We start from the raw sequence: 15,026 nt of genomic DNA on the forward strand, positions 1-15,026 counted from the left end.
TAACTGACCAGCATTGATGAAGTGAATCCCGAATTATCAATTTGGCTTATAGAAGCCTACGAAAGCGCAAAATAGTTGTCATTCTAACGAACCATTGCGATGACAATAATCTTACGAATTAATTGCTTTCACACCAGGAAGTTCCTTTCCTTCCATATATTCAAGTAATGCGCCTCCACCAGTTGAAACATAACTTACATCGTCATTAAAGCCAAATTTCGCAACAGCAGCAGCAGAGTCACCTCCTCCAATAAGTGAGAATGCACCGTTCCGTGTAGCTTCAACCACTGCTTCAGCAACAGCCTTTGTTCCTTCCTGGAACTTTTCCATTTCAAAAACGCCCATCGGCCCATTCCAGAGAATAGTTTTAGATTTTTTAATAACTTTCACGAAGTCTTTTATTGATTCGGCACCGATATCAAGTCCCATCCAACCATCTTTAATATTATCGTTTTGAGCTTTGCCAGTCTTCGCATTTTCAGCAAACGCATCCGCTATAATGGAGTCAACCGGTAATAAAAGGTTTACCTTTTTCTTTCTCGCTTTTGCGATAAGTTCAATTGCCAGTTCAAGTTTGTCGTCTTCAACCAGTGAATTACCAATTTTCCCGCCCTGCGCTTTGGCAAATGTATATGCCATCCCTCCACCAATAATCAGGTTATCTACTTTATTAAGCAATTGGTCTATTAATTCGATCTTGTCAGAAACTTTTGCCCCGCCCATAATTGCTGTAAAAGGCTTTTCCGCGTGGTTCAATATTTTTTCTGCATTGGCTAACTCGCCTGCCATCAGGTACCCGAAATACTTCGCATCATCAAAGAATTTTGCAATGACTGCAGTCGAAGCGTGAGCACGATGTGCCGTTCCGAAAGCATCATTTACATATACATCCCCCAATGATGCAAGCTTCTTCGCAAAAGATTCGTCGCCTGTCTCTTCTTCCTTATAGAATCTCAGATTTTCCAGGAGTAAAACTTCACCCGACTTTAAATCTTTCGACAGTTTCATAGCTTCTTTACCGACACAATCGTCAGCAAATTTGACGTCAGTATTCAAAACAAGGGATAAATATTTTGTAAGGTGGCTTAGAGAATATTTATTCACCGGGCCATCTTTTGGTCTGCCCAGATGCGACATCAATACTACCGATCCCCCGTCTTTTAAAATTTTTTCAATGGTAGGTACAGCGCCCATGATCCGGTTATCATCTGTAATATTGAAATGCTCATCAAGAGGAACATTGAAATCAACTCGTATTAGGGCTTTTTTACCTGAAAAATTTAAATAATCAATTGTTTTCATGCTGGTTGGTTGCTGGTTGTTAGGTTTTGGTTCCAAGATCGGTCATTAACTAATTTTAAGATACATCACTTTATGCGGTCCTATCACCGGAAGTTCAAACTCTTCTGATATAAATTCAAATCCTATGCCCTGATAAAATTTATACGCTATTTTTCTGGCATTACACCAAAGGTAATTAACCCTTTGCCCACTGAGGTAAACAATAGAAAAGTTTAAAAGTTGGTTGCCAATTCCTTTACCCCGGAAATCCGGATGAGTTACCATTCCCCGTAACTGATAGCCATTGCCCGAAAATCCTTCTCGTTGTAGCTTTTGAAAGGTTGCTATGCTGACCAGTATCATATCCTGAAAATAACCAACATGGAATGAACCTTGGTCGTCATCTCCGTCGAAGCCGCATAAGCTTTTGTCCAAACCTCCTCTCAGTTCCGAACTCCTCAAGTCCAACGTCTGATCCGTTCTGATGAATTGTATCATTAAAAAATGGGGACTATCGTCTATTTAAATGTGCAATTTTAACAACAACATCAGCCAATCGATTTGAATAACCTGATTCATTATCATACCAGCCTACTACTTTTACTAAATTGCCAACCACTGATGTAAGTTCCGAGTCGAAAATGCACGAATGCGGATTATCTAATATGTCAACTGAAACTATAGGATCTGATGTATATTCAAGAATATTTTTAAGAAACCCATCTGAAGCTCTTTTGAAAGCGAGGTTAATTTCTTCTGCGGATGGAATGACCTTTAAAATACAAGTGAAATCTGTTAATGAACCGTTAAGTACAGGAACGCGAATTCCCGCTCCGCCCAGTTTCCCTTCCAGGTGTGGAAAGATGGCGGTAATAGCCTTGGCAGCTCCGGTGGTGGTAGGGATTATCGAAGCAGAAGCGGCGCGCGCGCGTCGAAGATCTTTATGAGGTGAGTCGTGGAGATTTTGATCCCCGGTCATTGAATGTATCGTGGTTATGTAGCCATTCACCACCCCCCAATTATCATCCAACACCTTTACCATTGTTGCTACATTGTTTGTTGTACATGAAGCATTCGATAATATAGCAGCAGACATATCAACTATATCATCATTTACACCTAGAACCACCGTTGGAAAATCTTTGTCATCCGAAGGCGCTGAAACGATAACTTGCCTTGCTCCAGCCTCCACATGGACTTTAGCAAGTTCGGAAGAAGTGAACTTACCAGTAGATTCTATAACCAGTTCGACACCCAATTCTCGCCACGGGAGCTTCAAAGGATCCTTTTCGGCAAATACACGTATCCGGTTTTCGTTGATAAGGAGTTCGCTCTCCTTCGCGCTCACAGTTCCGTTGAAACCTCGATGAACTGAGTCATATTTAAATAAATGAGCAAGGGTTGCCGTATCCGTAAGATCATTAACCGCAACTACATCTATTCCCTTTCTCTCAAGTAATGCGCGCAGTGTAATTCTGCCAATACGTCCAAATCCATTTATTGCGACTTTCATTCTTTTAATTAGGAGTTAGCAAAGTTATCACATAGAATGGTAAACGCTAAGTAAAAAACATGCAGAGCCGTAAGAAACTGATTATTTATCCCTTTGACCTAAGATTAATCATGTTTCATTCACTATTATTTCTAAATTTATCCGCAGCTGTAATTAATCCGTAAATGCCGAAAGAACAGAGATGATTTTAATTGTTGACGATATACCAGAGAATATTTTTTCTCTAAAAAAGTTACTTGAACTTAATGGCTTCCCTGTTGACTCTGCGTTGTCGGGTGAAGAGGCTTTAAAAAAAATCCTGAAAAATTCCTACTTCCTGATAATTCTTGACGTTCAGATGCCAGGTATGGATGGTTTCGAAGTTGCAGAGACAATTTCGGGCTATAGCAAAACAAAAGATATTCCCATAATCTTCCTTTCGGCAGTAAATACTGATAAAAAATTCGTGACCAAAGGTTATGCTTCAGGCGGTCTGGATTATGTAACTAAGCCTTTCGATCCCGATATTTTACTACTCAAGGTTAAAACTTTTTATAGGTTATACCATCAAAATCAGGAATTGACAAAAATTCAATCAGCTCTTTTGACTGAAATCGAATCGCGAAAAGCAGCAGAAAATAAGAAAGACGAATTCATAAGTATAGCTAGTCATGAACTGAAAACGCCGCTTACCAGCATTATTGGCTATGTTCAGTTATTGCAGCGATCATTAAAAAAATACGAGGACACAACCGTTGAGAACTATTTAGGAAGGACTAATCTCCAGTTAGGTAAACTTCAAAATCTGATCGGCGACCTACTGGACATCTCAAAAATCGAGAATGGTAAGATAGAATTTAACAAAAAAGGTTTCGATTTTAATGCAATGCTTCAAAGTGCAGTGGATATTGTTCAGCAAACCCAGGATTGTACAATAGTCCATAAAAAATCGGTGGAAGCGCAGGTTTTTGGTGATGAAATGCGAGTAGAGCAAGTAGTTATTAATTACCTAACCAATGCGTTTAAATATTCCCCTGATTGTAAAGAGGTGCATATCGAAAGTTCCATTACCGGTAATGATGAAATTCAGTTAAAGGTACGGGACTTTGGCATCGGCATTCCCAAAGAAATGCAATCTCGGCTATTTGAGAAATTCTATAGAGTGGAGAGCTCAGCTACACGGTTTCAGGGATTGGGTATTGGACTCTATATAAGCTCTGAAATCATAAAACGCCATAGGGGCACGTGGGGAGTCGTTAGCTCTCCTGGAAAAGGATCGGAATTTTGGTTCAAGATTCCCCTAGAAAAATCATCTCAGGCCGAGAAATAGAAAATCGATACAATTTTATGAAATTTAGAAGAAACATTCAGATTGGCTTCGGATTATCGCTTCTTATACTCGTTCTAAGTTCTACCGCTTCTTTTATGAGTATCGACGCACTGCTGGACAGCTCTCAAATGGTTAGCCATACCAACGAGGTCATCCAGGAACTTGATAATATGATGCTCTCCTTGAAAGATGCGGAAACATCTCAGCGAGGCTATCTTTTGACTGGTTTAGAAGACTTTCTTGAACCCTATAAAGGCATCCGGCAGCGGGCCCTTGCAAGCCTTACACATATTCGGGAACTAACCACGGATAATTCTTTTCAACAAAAAAACAGAGACCAGCTGGAAGTTTTGATAGAAGAAAGGATTACCTATATGGAACGGGTTATCAGTTTAAAAAAGACCGGGAAACCTCTCAACCTTACCTTTCTGCAAGAGGGGCAAGATTCTATGGACGAGATCAGGGTACTGGTAAATTCTATGAAAAACCATGAAAGTGGATTATTGGCTGCCCGTACAACCAACATGAAGAGGTTTGCTTCCTACACCCCTATTCTGATTATGATTGCGGCTGCTTTATCGCTAATCATTACGATTTTTTTCTACATAAAAGTGAGTAAGGATTTTGCCGAAAAAACTAAGCTTCAGCTTGATCTCGAGTTAAAAGACTGTGAAATTCGGAATCGGATAGGAATAATTCAGGATATCGCTGACAAGATTTCTACCGGTGATTATAAAATAAGAGTTGATTATACCCCAGATGATGATTTGGGAAGTCTTTCAGTTGCACTTAATAAAATGGCAGAGTCTCTTGATGTCTCTTTTACTCAGTTGCATCACAAAGAATGGCTGCAGAGTGGCGTTGCCGGCCTCAACGAGATAATGGTAGGTGAAAAAACCATCGATCAGTTAACTAATGATACCATTCAATTTATTGCCGAGTTTACAAATAGCCAGGTAGCTGCTTTTTATTTAGTTGAAGAGGGCAGACTAAAATTATCCGGAAGTTTCGCTATTGATAACAACTCAATAAGGCAGTTCATAAAGATGGGAGAAGGTGTCGCAGGTCAGAGTGCTCACAGCGGCAAGCCTATACTTATAAATGATATTTCGGCTGACAATTTCATTATCAGCTTTGCTTCCGGCAATGTGAAACCTTCTTCCATTGCTGCAATTCCTATATTCTACGAATTTAAATTAGTTGGAGTATTAGAGATAGGTTCGCTCACTTCAATAACAAGCACAATGATGGACTTTATATCGTCAATTGTGAACAATGTTGGCATTGCAATTTACACCTCTCAAATCCGTAAAAAACAACAGGAACTACTCGAAGAAACGCAGGCTCAGGCTGAAGAATTGCAGAATCAACATAATGAGCTTGAAAACCTGAATACAGAACTTGAAACTCAAACTGAGAAAATTCAGGCGTCAGAGGAAGAGTTGCGCGTTCAGCAGGAAGAGCTGCTTCAAAGCAATCAGGAATTGGAAGAGAGGAGCAGACTTTTGGAAGAAAAAAATCAAATCATCATTGAAAGAAATCTTGATATACAACAGAAATCAGAACAGTTGGAACTCAGTACAAAATATAAATCAGAGTTTCTAGCTAATATGTCTCACGAGCTTCGCACACCTTTAAATTCAATCCTCCTCCTTTCCCGGCTCATGTCTGAAAATAAAGACCTGGACAAAGAACAGGTGGAATATGCCGGAGTTATACAAAGTGCCGGCCAAGGACTTCTTAGTCTGATCGATGAGATACTGGATCTTTCTAAAATCGAATCCGGAAAAATGGATCTGGAACTGAGATCTGTGACTTTAAAGGAAATAAATAGTGACCTTCGGTCGCTGTTCGATCCTTTGGCCAGAGAAAAAGGTATAGATCTTCAACTAATGATTGATCCACTGGCGCCTGAAAAAATTGTAACAGATAAACAACGGCTGGAGCAAATCCTAAAAAATTTGCTATCAAATGCATTGAAATTTACTTCCAAAGGATCAGTAGCGCTAAACGTTTCACACTCTGAAAATTCCAACCTAATACAATTTAGTGTAAAGGATACTGGCATTGGAATTCCCAAAGACAAGCAAAAACAAGTTTTCGAGGCATTCCAGCAAGCCGATGGGTCTACCCGCAGAAAGTTTGGTGGTACTGGCCTGGGACTTTCAATCAGCCGCGAACTAGCTAAGCTACTTGGAGGTGAGATAAGGCTGGTAAGCACCCCAGGAGTTGGAAGCGAATTTATAGTACTAATACCTGTTTCAAAGACAAGTACCCATTTCATCGGTCTGCCTGAATCGCAGGAAAACGCACAAGGACAAGTGCAGCCCAAAAATCCTGTACGATTCCGCTCCCCGGTAGTCCCGGTTGAAATAGAGGACGACCGAAACAATTTAATGGAGGACGATAAAATCATTCTTATTATCGAAGATGACATTGTCTTCGCGAAAGCTCTTCTGGATTACACAAGAAAATATCATTACAAAGGTATTGTTGCTGTACGCGGGGATCAGGGGATTGAAATGGCTGCAATGTATAGGCCAATTGCAGTCCTACTGGATATACAACTTCCTGTAAAGGATGGATGGGAAGTAATGGAAGAGTTGAAGTCTAATCCTGCAACACGCCATATCCCGATCCACATTATGTCTTCAATGGAGGTTAAGAAGGAAAGTCTTTTAAAAGGTGCAGTAGATTTCATCAACAAACCAATTGCGCTTGATGATATGAATCAGATTTTCAAAAAGCTTGAAGACGCACTCAGCAGGCATCCTAAGAAGGTGATGATCATTGAGGAGAACCCTAAGCACGCAAAAGCCCTTGGCTATTTTCTAAGCAACTTTAGCATAAACTCAGAGATAAGTGGTTCGATAAGCGAGGGTATAACTTTACTTAATAAAAAAGAAGTGGATTGCGTCATTCTGGACATGGGAATCCCCGACCGAAATGCTTATGAAACACTGGAAATAGTTAAATCCAGTCCGGGACTCGAAAACTTGCCCATTATCATTTTCACGGGCAAAAACCTCTCGAAGGGGGAAGAAAATAAGATAAAGCAATATGCTGATTCTATTGTCGTCAAAACTGCTCATTCATACCAACGCATTTTAGATGAGGTAGGCTTGTTTCTGCATCTTGTTGAGGATAATAAAAAGACGTCTAATCCGACGCGGAAAAAAAACCTCGGCGGAATGGATGAAGTACTTAAAGGGAAAACAGTGCTTATTGCTGATGATGACGTGAGAAATATTTTTTCACTTACAAAGGCGTTGGAAAAACACTTTATGCAGATCGTCTCGGCAATTGATGGAAAAGATGCACTTAAAATATTGGACGAAAACCCTCAGGTTGATATCGTGCTGATGGATATGATGATGCCTGAAATGGACGGATATGAATCCACTAGCCGTATCAGACGAAATCCAAAATATAAACAACTTCCCATACTTGCTGTTACTGCAAAAGCGATGATGGGTGATAGAGAGAAGTGTATAAAAGCCGGCGCATCAGATTATATCTCAAAACCTGTCGACATTGATCAGCTGATCTCGCTTCTGAGAGTCTGGCTATATGATAAAAAATAATTTTAGAATATCACAATATTGCTTAGAATGGCTCTAAAGAAAAAAGTTTTGATCATAGACGACGACAGCCGGAATATTTTTGCTCTCACAGCGGTGTTAAAAGCCAGGGGCTTTAATTGCATATCGGCTACATGTGCGGTTGAAGGAATAAATCTGTTAAATAATGATTCGGAGATAGGGATTGTGCTGATGGATATGATGATGCCTGATATGGATGGATATGAAGCAATAGATGAGATAAGAAGCGATGAAAAAATTGGATCAATCCCCATTATTGCGGTAACAGCGCAGGCTATGATAGGTGATAGAGAAAAGGCACTCGCTGCGGGAGCCGACGACTATGCTTCCAAGCCGGTTGATGTCGACCTGCTAACCTGTATTTTGAATAAACATTTAGAATAAAATCCGTGCTGGCAAGTGTGATTAAGGATATTGAAGTTGAGATCCTGCTAAATGATGTATTGGAGCTTTATGGCTATGATTTCACAAATTATTCTAAAGCGTCTATAAAACGCAGGATTAATAGGCTTTTTGCCCTGGACAAGTTTCCAAGCTTCGCAGAATTCAGATATCATTTAAGAACTGATTCGATCTACATTAAACGTTTCGTTGAACAGATTACGGTAAATGTCACCGAGATGTTCCGCGATCCTACATTCTACAATGCCCTTCGTGAAAAGGTCCTTCCACAACTTGGTACCTATCCGTTTATCCGGATTTGGCTTGCGGGCTGCTCCACCGGAGAAGAAGCATATTCGATTGCAATTGTTTTAAAAGAGCTAAACCTCTTGGATAAATCGTTGATATATGCCACTGATCTGAATCCTGAAGTATTGGAAAAAGCAGGAAATGGCATATTCCCTTTAAGCCAGATGAAACAATATTCAGAAAATTACATTCTTTCAGGAGGAAAAAATGATTTTTCAAGTTATTACTCCGCAAATTACCATGTTGCAAAATTTGATGACAGTTTGAAATCAAAAATGATATTCTCAACACACAATCTCGTTTCTGATCATTCTTTTAATCTATTTCAGCTTATTTTGTGTCGCAATGTTCTGATCTATTTTGATAAAGATCTTCAGGCAAAGGTTTTTACACTGTTCGACCAAAGCCTTGAAAATCTAGGCTTCCTTGCGTTAGGAACTAAGGAGACGCTCCGCTTTTCTTCTGTTGCTTCCAAGTTTAAACAATTAAATACAGAGAATATATGGCGCAAGGTATAATCAAAACTCCGGTAGAGTTATTGGTTATCGGGGGGTCGGCCGGGAGCCTGGAAGTTATCTTAAAGGCATTTCCAAAACTGCCAAAAATTTTGCCCTTTGCAATCATTATTGTTCTCCATCGAAAACAAAATACTGATACAGCGCTGGTCCATTTACTTGCTGCGAAAACGAAACATCCCGTGATTGAAGCCAATGAGAAAGAAACATTGAAGAAGGGCTTTATTTATATAGCACCGGCTGATTATCACCTTCTTGTTGAAAATGACTTCACCCTATCTCTGGATTATTCTGAAAAGGTCAATTTTTCAAGGCCCTGCATTGATGTCACTTTTCAGACTGCAGCCGAGACATACAGAGGGGCGCTAGCAGTATTGCTTCTATCCGGGGCGAGTTCAGATGGAGTAGAGGGAATGGAACTTGTGAAAACACTTCAGGGGATCATTGCAGTACAAGATCCGAAAACCGCTAAGGTATCATACATGCCTCAAAAGGCGCTGGATAAAATATCGGTTGATTTCATTGTTAAGACTGACGAATTAAGCAACTTTGTTTGTTTGCTTGCTGATGCATCAAAAGTTTGACGGTATTGGTGCGAAACATTGTTTCACCAGCTTTGTTTATAAATCATGAACAATCAAAGCAAAAAATCGGAAAAATTAGTACCGCAGGATTCTGAGCAAAAAAAAGTAGAACACCCTAAGGACGATAACGAAGCTGTGGTTAAACGCCGAGACAAGGTATATAACAGAGAAGATGCAAATTTTGCCGATCCTGCAAAGAGGAGGGAAATTGACGAACAGCCAGTTACCCCCATTAAATCGCCGCCGAAAGACTAACTGATATTGAATATTTCTAAAAAAAAGTTTGCATGACTTACTTTTTTAATAGACTACGCTTTTTCTTTTGAGCCTTTAAAAAACTAAGTAAAACTTTTTCATCATGATTTAGTCCTTTCTCCCCTGTAAAATCGGTTGCCCTGGACAATTTTGAAAGATAGGGTTGAAGAGACCCATTTTCGTATTCTTCAAGAAGAGCAGGAAAAACATAGGATTTTTTACATATCGCCCGGGTATTACCTAGCTTGGCAGCAACCTGGTCAATTGCGTCAACAATAATTTTTTTCCTTAAAGTGATATTACCGGGGTATTCAAATTCGGCTAGATGTTTCATTGTGTGCATCGTACCGGCCCACGTTCGAAAATCCTTTGCAGTAAAATCGCAGCAACTAATCTCTTTGATATAATTGTTCACTTTCCCCGAGTCGATTGACTTTCTGTCACCATCAGGTGTATAATACTGGAATAATTCCTGACCTGGAATATCCTTACATTTTTTTACGAGCCTCGATAATATCTTATCTGAAATATCTATTTCGTGATATACACCTTTTTTTCCTTTAAAACTTAATTTCAGGGAATTCCCGTTAATCTTTACATGTTTATCTCGGAGAGTAGTGAGGCCATATGATCCATATAGTTGTTTATATGTTTCATTACCGATTCTGATGAGCGTTTTCTGCATCATATTTACGGAGATAGCAAGGACCTTGCGTTCATCCAGCTGTTTTCTGCGGAGATCTTTCTGTATGTTTTTTCTAAATTCAGGCAGTTTTCTGCCGAATTCAAGCAATCTAAAATATTTGGTTTCATTACGATAGCTTATCCAGTCGTTATGATATTTATATTGCTTCCTTCCAGCTTGATCAATTCCTGTAGCCTGTAAATGAGCGTTGGCTTTTGGCGCAATCCAAACGCTGGTCCATGCCGGTGGTATTGCAAGCTTTTTTATACGGCCAAGAATCTTTTCATCAACAATAGTATTCCCACTCCTATCGCTGAAAATATAACCATCTTTTTGAACGGTGCGGGTTATGCCCGGGGCGGAATCGCTAAAGTAATTTAATCTGGTTTCCTCAAGTACGTACTCCAATTCGGTCATAAAACAATAACCTATTTCAAATGAAATTGTTTAAGAAACGTTGGTAGTTCTTGGCGTTCTGAAAGCTTGAGCTATAGGTTATTTTATGTCAATTGTGGACTCGACAGCCTCGAGTGGCGAATTCTCTCCGTAATCCAAAATAGCAAGGGCAGAATATTTCCCCTTCGGCAGCGTGGGGGGTAATTTAAAATCGACTAGCCGCTTCCCCCCGGGAAAGACTGGAAAATCCTGAACTTCTAGTTTAAATTCTTTGCCACTTTCAATATTAGTAAGTTCCATATGGACGTAACAATTTAACATAGTAGGCCCATTGTTCTTCATTTCAAAAACATAAGTATCAGCATTCTTTTTGTCTTTATTTAAAGACACAGCAAGTGCAGATTTGGCCGTTATAGTTGGTGGTGTTTGATAAATATGAAGTCCCACCCGGAATATCTCACGAATTGTAGTTGTTATCCTTGCAGTTTTCTGAACCGTAGAATCATCTGAAATGTAATTTTGAATAAATAGCATAGCCCAGCGCATACCCTCCTTTTCATTGAAATCAGCTGGAACCTCTAAAGTTACAGGAATGTCTACAACCTGATCCGGAGCCAATTCGACCACATTCACCCCAAGTTTAATCCACGACGCACATGTTTGCTTTATTGCCCCGGGTTTTAGATAAACGTGATTTCCTAACGAATCACGATACCAGTCGGCCAGGGTTAACTGAAAAGTATGCTGTTTAGTAGTAATATTTCTTACACTTACAAACTTAGTCTCAGTAGTCCCAGGAGCGAGATTGTATGTGAGAGTTGAAGGATTGACATTCATCTGCTGTGCAAAAAGCAGCGATGGCAGAAATACAATAGCTAACAACAATCGTAAACAAATCAATTTTGTCATAATACAAATAGAGTAAAAAAATTACAAAATCGAATAAAATTGCGTTATTTTTACAAGTTAGAAACTCGGTCATGAAAAAAATTCTTCTGTGCCTACTGTTTTCTTTTGTGGCTGCTGATACTAAAGCCCAAAAAATGAGCCTCGATATTATAGGGACGGCTCCCGATTTTAATTATACCACCATTAGCGATTATGAAAATCAAAAGGTTGCTAATAATGCGATCCGCTTAAATATAGACGCAAAAAAGAAGAATTATCAAATTGATTTCAGATCTGACGGTCCTATAAAAACAAGTAGCGGGCAGAGCATTCCGGCAGAAAAATTTTCAATACGAATACATAATACTATACCCTTAATACCGTTATCTGCAACTAACGATCAACATTTAATTTCTGTTGACAGGAATGATAAGGATGGTGAAATATATTACCTGGATTTCATAGTTGCTCCTTTATATTTCGACTATGACCCCGGAAGCTATGTAGTTAACATCCTGTTTACCTTAACAAGCGACTGACATGAGATGCTCCTCTTTATTTTTACTGATGGTATTTTTATGCAGCTCTGACCTTGTTTTTGCTCAAAAGAATAAGGAAGATTTTGAAAATACGCAGGTTAGGCTTAATCTAAGTCCGGCATTGGAATTTGAAATGGATCCTAAAACAGAAATATCATTTAAATTTATTACTTCTGATGATATCGAAAATGGAGTAATTAAAAACCAGTTCGCAAGGTTCAGGATCAAAGCAACCCGCCCATGGACTCTCAGCGTAAAATCTCTTACGCCTTACTTCAGTGGGAGCGGCACTTATGCAAGTCAGGATATGCCGCCTTCTGTGTTAGAAATTAAAAAGACTACAAGCGGAGAATACATACCTCTGGCATATAGCGACGTGCGTTTATTTACCGGAAACAGAGGTGGAAATTTTACGCCGGGTAATGATTTTAAAGCAGACATTAAATTTACCCCAGGTTTTAACTATAACGAAGGGTATTACTTCATTACACTGGTTTACACCTTAACCGCATTGTAAATATTATCTCACTTCGGCAATATTTTCCCCAAATTTACCCGAGTTGTAGAACATAATCTACACTATTAATATCAAATCATTATTCAATCAAAGTAAAACCATCTAATTTATAACGTTGATGCACAATCAGTTGGGTGGCATTAGTTTTGCATCATTCGTAATTACAAAAACCTACGCCTCATGAAAAAATGTCTAATCACGTTATCGTTGATAACGGTTATGAGCTTTATGGCTCGAGCGCAAAACTTTAGCGCCACAATTAATTCGGTAGTTAATTCCACTGTATCGGGAACTCCTACACTCGCTGCTTTTACGACAGATGCTGAGATCGAAGCTGGTCTTGTTACCGCACCGGTCACTTTCGCTGTTAAATCTAACAGGTTATGGAAATTAATGACATCTATCTCCAACGTCGTAGGAACCGCAATAGGCGGAGGTCCTGCAACCATTACCGCTCCTCTCCAACCATTAAATATTTCCTGGGGAGTTATAAATGGTGCCAGTGGTACAGTAACCGGCTGGAACCCTTTCGCTAACGCGACTCCGACTACCACCACCGCTGTTGAAGCAAAAACTGGAAGTAGAGGCGCTCCTGCTGTTTCTGGTAACACATTCACATTACAATACAAAGTGATTCCTGGTTTTGATGTTGATCCAGGTACTTATGCAGTAACCGTGGTTAATACAATTAGCGCACAATAAGCTTCATAATCCGATCTTTAACGTTATCCAGAAAAGTGGGGTTATTTAAACCTCACTTTTTTTGTTTAAACCCAACAAACCCACTAAACTTTTAGCGGGTGGAGACTCAACAGTATGAAAAGTCTGATAATATTTCTGTCGATAGTCATGTTCGCGAATGTTGCCAATGCCCAACAAGGCAACATTATCAACAAATCCGGATCATCAAACATTCTGGGCTCTATGGGCCTGACTGTTACAACGGGTGCGATAACTATAGCGCCGTTCATCACCCAATCTGAATTAGAGGGAGGGCTGGAGACATCCACGGTCCGCTTTACTATTAAATCGAATAAAGACTGGAAATTGGCTACTGAAATCGGAACTATTACATCCAATCCTCTGGCAGGAGGCGCCGGCCCGGCGTCAATCACATCACCATTAACCTATAATCATATTAAATATTACACAACTGCTGCGGATAATGAGATTTACAGTAGCATGACCCCTTTTCCGGGACCGGTGGTGCATGTTAAAACCGGTTTTCAAGGTAATATTCAAAAGGCTGGTAATACGTTCAATTTGAAATTCAAAATCATTCCGGGGTTTGAAGTAGATCCGGCGACCTACGTCATTCCTCTCATTTATACTTTAAGCGCACAATAATAAATAAAATTTGAATCTAGCTTACAGCATAAAGAAGCTTCTGGCAACAGTTACGATCCTAGTGACAGTGCTTTGCTTTGCTCAGGCACAAATGAATGCTGGCATTCCTGTATTCGTCGATATTGAACTCGAATCTGGAGCAATCACAGTGCCTTCATTCTCCAGTGGAAGTGATTTAACAAACGGATTGGAAACTTCGGTAGTAAGATTCAAAATTAAAGCTAATAATGACTGGAAAGTGGATACGGAAATAGGAACTATTGTTTCAACTCCTATTCCAAATGGTCCACAAACCATTACAAACCCTTTAACTTTTAACAATTTCAGTTATATTTTATCTCCGAATCAAAATAATACTTATAATCCACCTGTAGTTTTTTCCTCTTCTCTGGTTACAGTACTTACAGGAACCAAATCGGGATCTGAAAGAAAATTTGGTATAAAATTCAAAATCACTCCGGGTTTTTCCGTCAATCCAGCAGCATACACTATACCGATTATTTATACGATCAGTCCACAATAGACCATATTATGAAAAAAGCACATTATTTATTTTTGAGCATAATCTTATATTTTGGGGTGTTCCAGGCAGCTGCTCAGGGCAACCGGAATGTTAATCAGACGATCTATTCAAATCAGTATTCAACTACAATCGACCCAACCCTCATACTATCCAGCACCTCTACTCTGACCTTGCCGTCCTTCACTAATGCAAACGAACTGGAAAATGGTCTTGAAACCTCCCCTATTAATCTCCTTGTCCAGTCGAATGTGAACTGGAAACTTACCACAGAAATAGGCGTTATCACGTTTGTACCAAATGGTGACAGCCCTGCTTTGATAAACTCGCCTCTGACATTTGCAAATTTTACATATTCAACCACTAATGCGAATAACCTGGCCTT

The 15,026-nt window shown here is 39.5% G+C and carries 17 protein-coding genes; 12 read left to right on the forward strand and 5 right to left on the reverse strand.

Annotated elements, in window-relative coordinates:
* Window positions 1–111: 111 nt before the first annotated feature.
* Genes ACLL8Z_RS13815 through gap form a run of 3 tightly spaced genes read right to left on the reverse strand, consistent with a single transcriptional unit; the run spans window position 112 to window position 2,794 of the window.
* Window positions 112–1,302 carry a phosphoglycerate kinase gene (locus ACLL8Z_RS13815; RefSeq protein ID WP_411275375.1) on the reverse strand — a complete coding sequence of 397 codons (1,191 nt, stop codon included), beginning with the start codon at window positions 1,300–1,302 and terminating at the stop codon, window positions 112–114.
* Between the two features lie 45 nt (window positions 1,303–1,347).
* Entirely contained in the window at window positions 1,348–1,779 is a 432-nt protein-coding gene (locus ACLL8Z_RS13820; protein WP_411275376.1) for a GNAT family N-acetyltransferase, read from the reverse strand.
* Between the two features lie 13 nt (window positions 1,780–1,792).
* Window positions 1,793–2,794 (reverse strand): type I glyceraldehyde-3-phosphate dehydrogenase, encoded by a 1,002-nt coding sequence (gap, locus tag ACLL8Z_RS13825; protein ID WP_411275377.1) that lies wholly within the window; start codon window positions 2,792–2,794, stop codon window positions 1,793–1,795.
* 181 nt (window positions 2,795–2,975) lie between these two features.
* Here gap and ACLL8Z_RS13830 point away from each other — a divergent pair, with 181 nt between their 5' ends.
* Genes ACLL8Z_RS13830 through ACLL8Z_RS13855 form a run of 6 tightly spaced genes read left to right on the forward strand, consistent with a single transcriptional unit; the run spans window position 2,976 to window position 9,749 of the window.
* Window positions 2,976–4,103, forward strand: coding sequence for an ATP-binding protein (locus tag ACLL8Z_RS13830; RefSeq protein WP_411275378.1), 1,128 nt, complete (start codon window positions 2,976–2,978; stop codon window positions 4,101–4,103).
* Window positions 4,104–4,120: 17 nt separating this feature from the next.
* Complete coding sequence (locus ACLL8Z_RS13835; protein ID WP_411275379.1) at window positions 4,121–7,687, forward strand: response regulator; 3,567 nt, start codon at window positions 4,121–4,123, stop codon at window positions 7,685–7,687.
* 27 nt (window positions 7,688–7,714) lie between these two features.
* Window positions 7,715–8,089 (forward strand): response regulator, encoded by a 375-nt coding sequence (locus ACLL8Z_RS13840; RefSeq protein WP_411275380.1) that lies wholly within the window; start codon window positions 7,715–7,717, stop codon window positions 8,087–8,089.
* An 8-nt stretch (window positions 8,090–8,097) separates the two neighbouring features.
* Window positions 8,098–8,913 (forward strand): CheR family methyltransferase, encoded by an 816-nt coding sequence (locus tag ACLL8Z_RS13845; protein WP_411275391.1) that lies wholly within the window; start codon window positions 8,098–8,100, stop codon window positions 8,911–8,913.
* Window positions 8,898–9,494, forward strand: a complete 597-nt coding sequence (locus tag ACLL8Z_RS13850; protein WP_411275381.1) for a chemotaxis protein CheB — start codon at window positions 8,898–8,900, stop codon at window positions 9,492–9,494. Before ACLL8Z_RS13845 ends, ACLL8Z_RS13850 begins: the two co-directional genes overlap by 16 nt.
* A gap of 45 nt (window positions 9,495–9,539) precedes the next feature.
* Window positions 9,540–9,749 carry a hypothetical protein gene (locus ACLL8Z_RS13855; RefSeq protein ID WP_411275382.1) on the forward strand — a complete coding sequence of 70 codons (210 nt, stop codon included), beginning with the start codon at window positions 9,540–9,542 and terminating at the stop codon, window positions 9,747–9,749.
* Window positions 9,750–9,786: 37 nt separating this feature from the next.
* Here ACLL8Z_RS13855 and ACLL8Z_RS13860 read toward each other — a convergent pair whose 3' ends face one another.
* Both ACLL8Z_RS13860 and ACLL8Z_RS13865 read right to left on the reverse strand, forming a co-directional pair.
* Entirely contained in the window at window positions 9,787–10,851 is a 1,065-nt protein-coding gene (locus tag ACLL8Z_RS13860; protein ID WP_411275383.1) for a DNA topoisomerase IB, read from the reverse strand.
* Between the two features lie 78 nt (window positions 10,852–10,929).
* A complete protein-coding gene (locus tag ACLL8Z_RS13865; protein ID WP_411275384.1) occupies window positions 10,930–11,739 on the reverse strand; it encodes a hypothetical protein in 810 nt (269 codons plus the stop codon).
* 71 nt (window positions 11,740–11,810) lie between these two features.
* Here ACLL8Z_RS13865 and ACLL8Z_RS13870 point away from each other — a divergent pair, with 71 nt between their 5' ends.
* From ACLL8Z_RS13870 to ACLL8Z_RS13895, 6 genes are all read left to right on the forward strand, one after another.
* A complete protein-coding gene (locus ACLL8Z_RS13870) occupies window positions 11,811–12,257 on the forward strand; it encodes a hypothetical protein (protein ID WP_411275385.1) in 447 nt (148 codons plus the stop codon).
* 28 nt (window positions 12,258–12,285) lie between these two features.
* On the forward strand, window positions 12,286–12,774 hold the full coding sequence (locus ACLL8Z_RS13875) for a hypothetical protein (RefSeq protein ID WP_411275386.1): 489 nt from the start codon (window positions 12,286–12,288) through the stop codon (window positions 12,772–12,774).
* 180 nt (window positions 12,775–12,954) lie between these two features.
* Window positions 12,955–13,476, forward strand: coding sequence for a hypothetical protein (locus ACLL8Z_RS13880; RefSeq protein ID WP_411275387.1), 522 nt, complete (start codon window positions 12,955–12,957; stop codon window positions 13,474–13,476).
* A gap of 114 nt (window positions 13,477–13,590) precedes the next feature.
* Window positions 13,591–14,121 (forward strand): hypothetical protein, encoded by a 531-nt coding sequence (locus ACLL8Z_RS13885; protein WP_411275388.1) that lies wholly within the window; start codon window positions 13,591–13,593, stop codon window positions 14,119–14,121.
* A 10-nt stretch (window positions 14,122–14,131) separates the two neighbouring features.
* A complete protein-coding gene (locus tag ACLL8Z_RS13890; protein WP_411275389.1) occupies window positions 14,132–14,644 on the forward strand; it encodes a hypothetical protein in 513 nt (170 codons plus the stop codon).
* Window positions 14,645–14,652: 8 nt separating this feature from the next.
* Window positions 14,653–15,026 (forward strand): hypothetical protein (locus tag ACLL8Z_RS13895; protein WP_411275390.1); only part of this gene is annotated, 374 nt, incomplete at its 3' end.

Origin of the sequence: Daejeonella sp. (assembly GCF_046590655.1) — a bacterium.
Lineage (GTDB): Bacteria > Bacteroidota > Bacteroidia > Sphingobacteriales > Sphingobacteriaceae > Daejeonella.

Coding starts and splice junctions, on each gene's coding strand:
- ACLL8Z_RS13815 (WP_411275375.1), bottom strand. CDS start 1,302: ATGAAAACAATTGATTATTTAAATTTTTCAGGTAAAAAAGCCCTAATA.
- ACLL8Z_RS13820 (WP_411275376.1), bottom strand. CDS start 1,779: ATGATACAATTCATCAGAACGGATCAGACGTTGGACTTGAGGAGTTCG.
- gap (WP_411275377.1), bottom strand. CDS start 2,794: ATGAAAGTCGCAATAAATGGATTTGGACGTATTGGCAGAATTACACTG.
- ACLL8Z_RS13830 (WP_411275378.1), top strand. CDS start 2,976: ATGATTTTAATTGTTGACGATATACCAGAGAATATTTTTTCTCTAAAA.
- ACLL8Z_RS13835 (WP_411275379.1), top strand. CDS start 4,121: ATGAAATTTAGAAGAAACATTCAGATTGGCTTCGGATTATCGCTTCTT.
- ACLL8Z_RS13840 (WP_411275380.1), top strand. CDS start 7,715: ATGGCTCTAAAGAAAAAAGTTTTGATCATAGACGACGACAGCCGGAAT.
- ACLL8Z_RS13850 (WP_411275381.1), top strand. CDS start 8,898: ATGGCGCAAGGTATAATCAAAACTCCGGTAGAGTTATTGGTTATCGGG.
- ACLL8Z_RS13855 (WP_411275382.1), top strand. CDS start 9,540: ATGAACAATCAAAGCAAAAAATCGGAAAAATTAGTACCGCAGGATTCT.
- ACLL8Z_RS13860 (WP_411275383.1), bottom strand. CDS start 10,851: ATGACCGAATTGGAGTACGTACTTGAGGAAACCAGATTAAATTACTTT.
- ACLL8Z_RS13865 (WP_411275384.1), bottom strand. CDS start 11,739: ATGACAAAATTGATTTGTTTACGATTGTTGTTAGCTATTGTATTTCTG.
- ACLL8Z_RS13870 (WP_411275385.1), top strand. CDS start 11,811: ATGAAAAAAATTCTTCTGTGCCTACTGTTTTCTTTTGTGGCTGCTGAT.
- ACLL8Z_RS13875 (WP_411275386.1), top strand. CDS start 12,286: ATGGTATTTTTATGCAGCTCTGACCTTGTTTTTGCTCAAAAGAATAAG.
- ACLL8Z_RS13880 (WP_411275387.1), top strand. CDS start 12,955: ATGAAAAAATGTCTAATCACGTTATCGTTGATAACGGTTATGAGCTTT.
- ACLL8Z_RS13885 (WP_411275388.1), top strand. CDS start 13,591: ATGAAAAGTCTGATAATATTTCTGTCGATAGTCATGTTCGCGAATGTT.